Origin of the sequence: Marinobacter sp. 1-4A, assembly GCF_016597725.1 — a bacterium.
Classification (GTDB): Bacteria; Pseudomonadota; Gammaproteobacteria; order Pseudomonadales; family Oleiphilaceae; genus Marinobacter.
The window spans coordinates 633,380-644,213 of sequence record NZ_VCGY01000001.1; the positions used below are offsets into that span (position 1 = coordinate 633,380).

Here is a 10,834-nt window from a genome sequence, read left to right on the forward strand (position 1 = left end):
TATGTCACCGGCTACGCCGGAGAAATCAATGCGTTAGCCGGAATTACTTCTGGTTAAAGTTCTCAGGGGCTAAAGCAGCCAATTGCTGCGTTAGATAATTCCCAGTGTTGTTTAACTGAGCAATCAGTGAGTCTGCGGCTGTAAACTGACTAACCAAGCGCTCCTGATAAGAAGCGATTCTGTCATCCAGCCGAACTCGCTCTTCCTGAATACGCTCCAAATCGCGAGTCAAACTACTGGTTTTAGTATCAAGCGTTCCGTCAGGCCCCACAATGCTGGTTACCAAGTTAACAGCGCTCTCACCGATTCCTTCGATAAACTTCACATTGCCATAGGTGCGGGCTTCATCCCCGCTAATGCGCAACTGTATGCCCTTAGCGCCGCCAGCACCCACAACCGTAAGCATTTGGCCCTCGCCCGTTGCTTCCTGGCCACCTACGGTTCCTGCGACATCTTTGCCCAGTGTTCCAGTTTGAACGGATAGTCCGAGGGAAGCGCCATCCTCAACAGACATAACACTAACGTTCGAACTACTCCCATATAGGCCAGATGTAAACGTAAGAGCTCCTGCCCCGTCCAGACCAACTCGCACGGACTGGCCAGCCGAACTCAATGCCGTATTGCTATCTAGTTGGCTCTGAATCTCATCGGCAAGTTCCTGTGCCGTTGCGTAGGTTTGCTGGGTCAGCTGCAGGTTAACCGTTGTTTTGCCGTCAATTGTTAGCTCCAACTCGTCATTCGTTCCATCAATAGTGACTCCTGACGATAGTGGCGAGCTACCTGTAACTCCACCGCGTGTAGCTGGCTGGGTAATATCAATCGCGTAGTTTCCCTGCGACGTATTCAATCCAGCTTTAACAAACTCCACCCCAGAATCTGATACACGCCCCTGCTCAGCAAAAAGCGCCGTTACATCATCCGGGTTGGCTTTAAGTTGCTCTTCAAATTTAGCTCGATCAAACGTCAAACCACCGGTTTCATAATCGGTTGTAATGCCCACATCGGCCATGGTTCGGATGCTTGCATTCTCTAAACCAGGTACAACACGCGTTAAAACGTTACGCAGTTGAGACTGAATAGCCCGCACAGACGTATCGCCAGAAAGAATACCGCCCTGCCCGGTATCAGCGTTGAAACCGGACAAACCCTTGATAGTCGCTTGCAGCGCATTGAATTTCTCAACAAACGCACCAACTCTATCCGCGACCGCACCAAAGTCTTGATCGACTTTCACCGTGGAAGTTGCGCCTTCAGCCTTCGCCTCGAACGACAGCCCGTCAATTACGTTATCAAAGGTATTGGTAGATCGAGTGATCTCGATACCATTGATTTCTACAGACGCATCTTTCGCTTCAATGGTTTGAGACAGGTTCTGTACTGAACCATTAAAAGCAAACTGCGAAAGCCCAGCGCCGTCCTCGTCTAGGCCGTCATCATCCGAAACAGAAATATTGATGGCATTGGCTGTGCCCGTGTTTTCAGACGACATAACAAGCCGGTAGCCGCTGCCAGTATCCACAATGCCTGCAGATACCCCAACACCCGCTTCGTTAATCGCGTTAGCGAGACCTTGAAGCGTATTGTTTGTGCCGTCTATAGTCAGCGTTGCTGAGTTTTCACCAGACGAAATAGTAAAGGTACCGGTGCCTACAGACGTAGAGTCGCGATCTGCAAAGGTGTTAGAAGCCAAAGATTGAGCCTGAGCCAACCCCAAGACCTTAACACTGTACGAACCACGGCTAGCCTTACTGCTATCCACAGTTACAGCAATATCTTCATTGGAGGAACTGGCAGAAAACGCCTTGAGATTGTCTGGGGCACTGAGTTGCCTCATCGGCAACCGCAGTTCCGTTACGGCGCTACGCAAAGTGCCATAAGCGGAAATAAGCGTTTCTGCACGCTGGGTTTTAAAGTTAAGTCGATCTTCAACGGGCTTGCGTTCAGCCGCAACCAACTGATCCACGAGATCCGAGTTCAATACCCCGGAACCAATACCTAACGATGAAATGCCTGCCATAACCAAGCCTCCTCATGGGGGCGAATCTCTTTATCTATTCCGGTTATCGGCAGAGAGCGGCAAAACTTTGCCTTTTTCTCTACCAATTTTGTAACTGGCTGTTAAAACTAGCTTAGCCCAAAACGCAAAACACCGCCGGGCCTTCGTCAGGTACGGCGGTGCTGAAAAACCATTGCTAACCTCAAACCACAGGTATCGAGTACCTACACCTTGATGTTAAACAACGTCAGCGGTTCATCTTGCTGCAATTTCTCTGCCAACCTCATTGCCACTTCATCCGGAATCTGGCGAATAACTTTCTGGGTTTGCTGATCCACCACTTTCACAATGGTCTGCCCCATTTCGTTATCAACCTCAAACTGCAGATCCCTTTGGACATTCTGAACATAATCGTTCAGCTGCGAAACCGCACCCTTCAACTCTTCCTGCCGCGCTTCATTTCGCTTCTGCAACTGCTCAGCTTTTGAAACGTCTTGGGTCTGGGAAGTCGATTGATTTGGCAAAGCGCGCCCGGTTGATGAAGGAGCAAGCTCGGAGGCATTCCTGCCTTCGGCCTGAGATGACGACATTGCCCTTGCCGGTGCCTGCGCGCCAGAGCGTGCCAGCTTATAATCCGGGTTGTTCAGGTTAACGTCATTCATAGCTCACCTCACTATCCTTAAACGGCTTAAAACCGGAACCCGAAGGTTCCGGCTGTTACCGCTAATCCCTTACTGCAGGAGGGAAAGAACCTGCTGCGGACGAGCATTTGCCTGTGCCAGTACCGAGATACCAGCCTGCTGCAGTACCTGAGCCTTGGACAGCTTGGCGGTTTCTGCCGCAAAGTCTGCGTCAAGAATCCGGCTCTGAGCGGCGCTCAGGTTTGTGCTGGTGGATTCCAGGTTGGAGATGGTGCTTTCGAAGCGGCTCTGGATTGCGCCGAACTTCGCACGCTGCGAGCTGATAGTGCTAAGCGCGGCATCTACCGTCTTCAGAGCCTGAGTGGCACTTTCGAAAGACGTAATATCCAAGTTCGAAACAGACCGCAACTCTGAGCCAGTGCTCGCAAACGCATCAGTGCTTGTTACCTCAACAGCGAAAGACCGATCAGAGTCAAGCTGAATGTAACCACTTGTAGTGGAGTCATCAGCATTAGTATCGGCGGTTAGAGTTGCTGCTGAACCGGCAGCCTGAAGCACCCCGTCCTCATCGCGGTATTGCTTGGTTACTGACACGTTTCCTGCATTCTGAACCGTAGTGTCTCCAATCTTAATATCTGCGCCAGTCTCGTTAGTCAAAACGACAGACGAGCCATTTTCTGCAACTTCAGCAGTGATTCCGGTCTTGGAGGACTGGTCATTAATTGCAGCGACAGCAGCGGACAAAGAATCCTGCCCTGAGGTGGCATCAATCGTAAACGAAACAGATTGAGCATCGCTGTTATCAGCGACTAGGTTCAGGGTATAGCTACCAGAGGCTGCAAAACTAAGGTCAACCTCTGTACGTGCGCTCGCAGTTACACCTGTGTCCCCAGTCTTGGCATTGACGTCTGCCGCAATATCTTTAGCAGAAGCATCACCAGCGATCGTGACACTTTCTGTTCCGAGGTAACCGTTGATATCGATTGAGCCACCGGTTACGCCGTTTGTGGTGCCGCTGGATGCTGCCGCACCGCTGGCGATTACCTGATTATTACCGAATTTGTCAGTGCGCAAGTTGGAAGTCGACGCAGAAATAGTTTCATTTGCGTTAGCACCAACCTGAAATTGAGCAGAGCCGAAAGTGCCATCGAAAAGCTTCTGGCCATTAAAGTTTGTAGTTGTTGCAATACGATCCAGTTCCGAAACCAACTGGTTTACTTCATCTTGCAGAGCTTGACGGTCCGAAGAAGAGTTGGACGCGTTGGCTGATTGGACACCAAGTTCACGCACACGCTGGAGTATGTTTCCTGCTTCGCCAAGAGCCCCCTCAGCCGTCTGCGCCAGAGAAATACCGTCATTGGCGTTACGGGTTGCTTGGTTCAAGCCACGAATCTGCGCCTCAAAACGGTTAGAAATTGCCAAACCAGCGGCGTCGTCTTTTGCCGAGTTAATACGTAGGCCAGAAGAAAGGCGCTCGAGAGCTTGGTTAGATTGGTTTTGCGACCGGCTCAACTGGTTCTGAGCGGACAGTGATGCAACGTTAGTGTTAATACCGAGAGCCATAATGCTTCCCCTTCGACAAAAGTCGTTTTACTGAAAACGGTCTAGCGCTCGGTTTTAGTTTGTGAGCGCCGCCCTGTTATTTCACTTAACGGCACTCAAACAACACTCTTTAGAAAAAACCCCGCTTCTTTTGTAAAAAAGTGTAAAAGCTCAAAATTTCGTCCAAGCACGCAACCATTGCTGAAGATTCTCACCCTCAAGCATCCAGTCTCGCAGGATCACACTCTTGAGCTCATCCCCTTGTCTGGCTGTTTCATCCAGATCGCTCAAATGCATTCGTGTCGCATCCAACCAATCCTTATAGCGGTTTTTAACCTTTGTGACCGGCAAGTTATGCAAGCGGTATGGCTCAACGTCACTGCACACGACAGGGAACCCGCATGCCCCATATTCCAATAACCTAAGGTTGCTTTTACACCGATTAAATAGATTATCTTCGAGAGGCGCGATTGCCAGATCCAAATTCATTGAAGCCAGTTTCTTGGGATACAGAGCAATATCTACGCCTTCATGCACCTCTTTAACAAAGGGCCTCAGTGCATCAGGGCACATACCGAAGAATACCCAGTCGACTTCTTCAGTGAGGTCGCGAACAACAGCCTCTACCAACTCAAGATCACCTGTATGCCCGATGCCGCCAGCCCAGCCCACTCTCGGCTTGTCAGACTGACGCCGCAAAGAATTCAAATCTTGCCACCAATCAAGCGGTAGCCGGTTCTCCACCACGCGAATATCTGGGTGGATTCCTTTAAAAGCTTCTGCCAAAGGGTGAGTAGATACCACAAACCGATCAACATGCTTTAAAGACCGCCTTAGTGACTTGAGGATATCTTTAGGCATGTTTTTTCGGTAAGCGCTTTTCAGAGGAAGATTTGGCAGGTAGTCATCCAACTCATAAACCACTGGTTTTTTCAGGAAGCGCCTCACCTGCTTCATGCTGGCAATGGCTTCATCTGTTATTTGCCGTTGATAAATAGCAACATCCGGATCGAGACGAGCCATTTCTGGAACAGTTAGCCAGTCGCTAGCGATCATGCCCCCTGCAACCCCCTGCGCCTTCATACTCTCTAGAGGCTGCATCATCCGATAGTGACCACATCCCCACTGGTCCGCTGGGTGTACAAGAACCGTTGGCAAACCAAGTACTTTTTGCGGCTGCCAATTCAGTTCTGTTCGATGATCAACTTCGAATCCACTGGTTCTCAGAGACAAGCTACGATTAAAAGCCGGATCATTTGCCATGTAGGGGAGCCAACGCTCGAACATAGTTTCCTGCTCTCTCTCGAAGCGCTTAACCTTCTTTTCCTGAACGGTCTTATCGACGGACGTTTGACTTGCATTTGCAACGTGCATTACCAAAGCGTGAGGTGTCCAAACGGTTAAAAAACCCGCCTGACCCACCTTTAGGCAGAAATCGATATCATTATATGAGACTGCAAAGGCCTCCTCATCTAAGCCACCTACATGCTCATACACCGATTTCCTGACTAACATGCAAGCAGCAGTGACTGCGGAGTAATTTTGATCCACAACGAGGCGATTCATGTAGCCGGGATCATTAGCCTCTGCATCAATACAAATATGCTCTGCGGCACCTCTCATACCAATCACAACACCAGCATGTTGAACCCTGCCGTTCGGGAACAGCAATTTCGCACCGACAATACCCACTTCCGGTCGCTGGGCGTGGTTCATCATCGCATCCAGCCAATCCGCTTGAATTATTCCTGTGTCATTATTAAGCAAAAGTACATAGTCGCCTTTCGCATGTTGAACTGCGTAATTGTTAATGGCAGAAAAATTAAAGGGCTTTGGATATCGAAGAACGCGCAAGTTAGACAGAGCCATGTCTTCAATGCCTTTCAGCCAAGCTTTGGCTTGAGGCGTTTCACTATTGTTATCGACAATAAGAATCTCGTAATGAGAGTAGGCTGTTTTCTCAAGAATGGATTCAACACAAGTCTGAACTAAGTGGAGTTGGTCTTTGGTCGGTATAATAATTGAAACGAAAGGCGTGGTTGGGTGTGAATAGTTAACACGTAAACTACTGGATGCTAGACCTTGCGCGACCCGGGCTGTTGCATATCCTCGGCGCTCAAGATGTTTCTGGATGACGGGGACATAATTCCCTAGATCAAAACTCTGCGTGCCCGAATGCAACAGGAACAAAGGCTCATCAGAGCGACCAATACAGCCAAATCCCTTTTCTTCTAACAAGCGGAGTATGTAGTCCAACTCAAAGGCACTTTCATCAGCCTCGCTAAAGCCACCAAGCGCCTGGACTGTCGAATGTCGGAAAATCCAGTGCCGCGACATATCTGCGGGCGAGCTAAGGAGCAAATCTAGATTCAGACCAGAACGGAAAAAACCACTTTCTGTTTTGCCATTATGCTCCAGCAACTCATCTCCGTAGGCCGCATCCAAGGCTTGCCCCGAAGACTCCAGCTCTGCCAACAATAGCGGCAAGCCTGCCGGAGTTAACTCTGCAGGAGTCCTTGCGATCACAACCCAGTCAGCTTCAACCACTCCTATGACGAACTGATTCAGCGCTGCCGCTGCCTCTCCACGGTTATATTGAATAAACTGAACGTCTTGAAACAACTCCTTCCTGTAAAACGCCTCGTCGGGAGTTAAAACCACGCACGTTAGCGAGGGGCAATAGTAGCGAGCAATTCTAAAAGCGAGTATCGAGATATTAAGGTTATAGGTTTCAGGCGTGGCATCAATAAGAATGAGACACAGGGATTGTTGGGACGCCAGAACCTCTAGCTTTCTAGCTATAGGTATGGGCAGTTCGCGTTGCCCATACCAAGAATCGAGACCAATCACGCCATCCGTTCTTTCACACTCCTGAACACGTCTTTCAAGATCTGAGAAAGCTGTCAACGCAGCGTCATCAATGCTACCTGCTTTCTGATAGAAATTTTTAAATGAAACTGACTTAAACGCAGCCGACTGCTTCCAAAGGGGTTTGACTTGAACCGCCCCTTCACTTCGAACCTCACCGCCAAGCATGGCATCGATTTGAGCGAGGAAGGCTTTACGTCCATTCTCGCCTAAAGTTTGAGCGCTGGCGTGTCGTTGGTTTTGTCCCGAGTGAATTCGAAAACACGATAGCTGTTCTTGGACAAAGGCAAGATCACCTCGCATCAGTAATCTAGCGTACAGCGCCAAATCGTTTACGGAGGTTATCAGCCGATTATTAAGCGCACTCAGATGCGGATAAGCTCCTATTAAATCACTTCTGCGAGCCATGAACGTACTAGGCTCCCCGATAAAATTAATCGGAAACACCCTCAAAAACTCAAGCACATCCTTACCCAAAAGCCGGGAGTCCTGATCGAACGGAACCAGATTAAATAGGCGGTCACTCAACTCTTTGCCAGACTCGTCGATTAGCTTCCTTCTTGATGAAGCTAATACGACACCTGGCTTATCCAGCGCTTCGCGTAATCTAAGCACGCAGTTTTCAACCAGAACATCGTCGTCATTCAGAAATTTTATATATTCCCCTTTGCTTAGTCTGACCCCATAGTCCATGCCTACGAGCCCACCTAGCTGCGTGGCAGACTTGACGTACCGAATGCGAGTATCTGGGTAATCCGCTACAGCTTCAGCAATAGAGTTGTCAGCACAATCATCCATGACCAATATTTCAAAGCTATCTAGTTCGCGTTGGGCAAAAACTGAATCAATCGCCTCGCGAACGAAAGTGGCTTTGAACGCCGTTATAATAAAGCTCACGTCCAGCATTTCAGTTCTCTGACGAGTCATACGTTGCTCATCTCAGGTTTTTTGACGACATAAAGAACACTTTCTTTCTTCAATCCAAGCGATTGGTAAGTCGCTGCACCGAAATAGCTGACATCTAGTAGACTGACTTCAAACCCGGCACCGCGCACTCGCGACACAAAGCTCTCACGATTGTACAGTCGGACGTGATCTCCTTGCCCAAACCTACGCCATCGTTCCGACTCACGACTTTCTTCGGGGCCCTCATCAATCTCATCAAGCCCAGAGATAATTGGCACCATCAGCAGTGATATACAACCAGGTCGCAAGATTCTGAAGAGCTCAGCAATAGCTTTGCGATCATCAATGACGTGCTCTAAAACATGACTGCACACAAAAAAGTCTACGCTATTCGTGCTAAACGGCAGGCTCATCAAGTCAACTTGATGATCAACACCGCCCATTGCAAAGTCCGCAGTCTGGTAGTCAGTGAATCCAATAGATTCCATCCAGCGTGAAAAGCCGGGTTCTGGCGCAAAGTGCATAACCTTTGCTTTACGGCTCAACTCTTGCCGACAAAGCACTGATGATACCCAATAGGCATACAAACGCTCACGATCAGACGCCCCACACCCTATGCAGGTGTATGTCTCATGAGCCGTCATTTCTCCACGCCCAAAATGCTTAAAACCATGCTCCGCTGCATGCTTACGATAAAACTCTGGCAATGCCTGAAACCCCTTATCCGCAGAACCGCATAAGGGACAAAATGTCCGAGAGAGCTGCCTCGCGACCTCCTCCTCGGGCAACCTCTCCGACTGCATAGCAACCGCCTTGCTGTCTTTCATTACTTCGATCAAGTTATCTATAATCAGCTTTGACGCAAGCGCCTGAAGCTCAGAGGCCTCTTGAAACTTCCCAATTGCTGCCTCGAAATCACCTTTTTTGAAATGAGCAACAGCAATGTCGTTCGACAAGGCATCATAACTACCAATACGAGACTCCACTGCTATCAAAACTTCAGCAGCTCGCTTGAAATTTCCGGCTTCAAATTCTTTGTAAGCCTCAGCTTTCATGTGCCCGATATCTGGTTCATTCATACCCTAACCTTATTGTCTTATGTCCCAGTCTGTACGGAACTACTACAGCGATTGAGAAAGTTCAACACTGCCCCAGCCTGAGCCTCCGAAAACCGCCCATTACACGTTACGAAAACCGAAACCGGTTTTGTGATCCCATAGCTACTTCGGACGTTTCTAGCCCTTTCTGCATCTTCGTCTGAATCAAACAGTAACACCGACCCACCGCCTTCCGTAGGTAGAGGCAATATCAGTGGCAAAGGATAGGAGGCGAATTTGCCAACAAAAGGGGAGAAGCGCCACCAGCTTGAACACACTTCAGATATAACAGTATAACTATTTGAACCACCCCGAAATTGATCCACGCCTGAACTCTGAATCGCCCGATAGAAGACATCGGATTCTTCAGAGTACATTTCCATTTCTTTTATTGCGCAGACCTCGAGGCCACATAAGGCTCCCATGTGCATCAGCCTCGGACTATAGTCCTGTGGGTTACAAACCAGTCTCCGCTGGCCTTCCTTACGCATCGCAATCAGTGAAACTAACAAGGCGAGCTCGACACTTCCCACCAGCACTGCATTGCGAACACCGAACCACCCTGATAGTTTCGTCTCCAAAGCACGGGCTAAAGGCCCATGATTGGTAAAATACTGATTCTTCAGAATCTCATTGACGACAGCATGGACATCATAGGTTTCCATTCTAGCCCCCGCTATCCATTAACAGACTCTTCTCGATCACATCAACCACGCTTGGCACATCACCCTCCCTCATTCGGAACCCACAAGGTAAGTTAATAAGCCGTGCGGCAACACTATCAGTTACGGGCAGAGTTTCAGGACATGAAACAGGAAACTCATAGGAACGGGTATGTAGCGGCGGTGAGTAGTGAGCTCTCGCCAACATGCCGTTTTGATTCAGTTGCTGAACCAAGCGATCCCTAGAGCACAGGCTCTTGCCTGTCAGTTCAGCGACGATATTCTTAAATGAAGTCTGCTCTGCTTCATCAAACTCTCTCAGTCTAATGCCGGGAACGGTTTTTAGCCGCTCCTGATACGCCCTATAAATACGCTGGTTATGGCTCACATTTAGGTCAATTTCATCCAGCCCAGCAAGAGCAAAAGCAGCATGCAGATCCGGCATTTCCGATGGCATCCAGCTACCCGGCTCTAGCAACGAAGCGGTTGTCGCGTCATGGGTTCTGAAACGGCGAAGGCGAGCCACAAACTCTGGATCATCTGAGCAAACGTAGCCACCCTCGAGCCCATTTATGAGCTTACTGGCATGAAGGGAAAATACCTCTGCACCTCCGAGAGAACCAACTCTCCGACCTTCACAGGTTTCGTGTACAGACTCGACGGCATCAAAAACAATGGGAACCCGGTGATCGTGCGCAATTCCTTGAAGTGTGCCCACATCACAACAGTTAACAATGGGATGCACTGCCAGAATGGCTCCAGTCTTTGAACTTATTGCACGCTCAACTGCTTTCGGCGAAATAGCCAGTGTTGCGGGGTCTACATCAACAAAACGAGGCGTTTTGCCAGCCCAAAACACCACGTCAGCCAACCGTCTGTAGGTAAAGGAGGGAATAATAACTTCTGGTGCACTCAAAGCTTTAAGGCGCAGACATGCAACCAAAGACCAAAACCCTGTAGCAAAAGCAACGCAATGCTTAGAGTGGTGGTACTCACAGAGACGCTGTTCCAGCAGCGCAACCAGAACGCCAGGTCGCGAGTGTCCACCTTTTGCCATCCATAAATCGACATAACCGAGAACTCGGTGTTTATCGGGCTCGTACAGATTCGACGTTGAGAGAA

7 protein-coding genes are annotated in these 10,834 nt (G+C 49.2%); all 7 read right to left on the minus strand.

Translation table 11 applies throughout. The annotated features are described in order from the left end of the window. Nucleotides 1–43: 43 nt before the first annotated feature. The 7 genes from fliD to FE845_RS02805 all read right to left on the minus strand — a co-directional run bounded on the left by fliD (nucleotide 44) and on the right by FE845_RS02805 (nucleotide 10,769). Nucleotides 44–2,017: a flagellar filament capping protein FliD gene (gene fliD, locus FE845_RS02775; RefSeq protein WP_200361639.1), complete on the minus strand. Its 1,974-nt coding sequence runs from the start codon at nucleotides 2,015–2,017 to the stop codon at nucleotides 44–46. A 203-nt stretch (nucleotides 2,018–2,220) separates the two neighbouring features. Continuing rightward, the gene (locus FE845_RS02780; RefSeq protein ID WP_200361640.1) at nucleotides 2,221–2,658 is read right to left on the minus strand and encodes a flagellar protein FlaG; all 438 of its coding nucleotides are present in this window, start codon (nucleotides 2,656–2,658) and stop codon (nucleotides 2,221–2,223) included. A 69-nt stretch (nucleotides 2,659–2,727) separates the two neighbouring features. Next, complete coding sequence (locus FE845_RS02785) at nucleotides 2,728–4,200, minus strand: flagellin (protein ID WP_200361641.1); 1,473 nt, start codon at nucleotides 4,198–4,200, stop codon at nucleotides 2,728–2,730. Between the two features lie 150 nt (nucleotides 4,201–4,350). Continuing rightward, on the minus strand, nucleotides 4,351–7,974 hold the full coding sequence (locus FE845_RS02790) for a glycosyltransferase (RefSeq protein WP_200361642.1): 3,624 nt from the start codon (nucleotides 7,972–7,974) through the stop codon (nucleotides 4,351–4,353). Next, complete coding sequence (locus tag FE845_RS02795; protein ID WP_200361643.1) at nucleotides 7,971–9,032, minus strand: methyltransferase domain-containing protein; 1,062 nt, start codon at nucleotides 9,030–9,032, stop codon at nucleotides 7,971–7,973. The genes FE845_RS02790 and FE845_RS02795 overlap by 4 nt, the downstream gene beginning before the upstream one ends. A gap of 17 nt (nucleotides 9,033–9,049) precedes the next feature. Beyond that, on the minus strand, nucleotides 9,050–9,715 hold the full coding sequence (locus FE845_RS02800) for a DegT/DnrJ/EryC1/StrS family aminotransferase (RefSeq protein ID WP_200361644.1): 666 nt from the start codon (nucleotides 9,713–9,715) through the stop codon (nucleotides 9,050–9,052). Between the two features lies 1 nt (nucleotide 9,716). Then, nucleotides 9,717–10,769 carry a DegT/DnrJ/EryC1/StrS family aminotransferase gene (locus tag FE845_RS02805; RefSeq protein WP_200361645.1) on the minus strand — a complete coding sequence of 351 codons (1,053 nt, stop codon included), beginning with the start codon at nucleotides 10,767–10,769 and terminating at the stop codon, nucleotides 9,717–9,719. Nucleotides 10,770–10,834 lie beyond the last annotated feature (65 nt).